This window comes from Vibrio sp. 1580 (assembly GCF_033340055.1).
This window is the reverse complement of the sequence record NZ_JAWOVT010000706.1, coordinates 1-522: the sequence shown is the minus strand read 5'-3', so window position 1 is coordinate 522 and position 522 is coordinate 1. Positions and strand designations below refer to the sequence as shown.

At 37.4% G+C, this 522-nt stretch carries 1 protein-coding gene; it reads left to right on the top strand.

All coding sequences use genetic code 11. From position 1 onward, the window contains the following. Positions 1-348 precede the first annotated feature (348 nt). A partial coding sequence (locus R7093_RS27955; protein WP_318147375.1) for a deoxyribodipyrimidine photo-lyase occupies positions 349-522 on the top strand: 174 nt, incomplete at its 3' end.

Here is a 522-nt window from a genome sequence, read left to right as displayed (position 1 = left end):
CGGTCGATTTCTTAAACTCGTCAGTCATTTCTGCGATGTTACTAGCAAAATGGAATTGGATTTAGATTACCGGATATTAACTAATATCGCTTTAATTTTTATCATTTTTGCTTGGTTTATATAAAAAAATGAGCAAATAGCGGTGATATTCATAAATCTGAAATTTGATTTTATAAAATCTCAGTTTAAAAAGTGAACGATTGAGGATGGAAATACGATTTGGCTCTTATGTTCACGATTCATGCAAAGAGCATGGAAAGCGCTGTAGTTAGTAAGAACGGATGATCCGCTTGCGATGCCGAGCGTAAAACAAATCAGTACATTTAGCTCCTCGCCTAAGGACGTTTTTTGAAAAAGAAAATAGGGCTTTACTGGTTTACGTTTGACCTAAGACTTCACGATAACTCGCTATTGGTTAATGCCTCATCTTTTCTGGATGAATTGGTTTGCTTGTATTGTCGCCCTTCAGTAACTCCTTTTCTACATCATTTTGCTCAGGAGGCAACGCTCGGACGAGCTAGG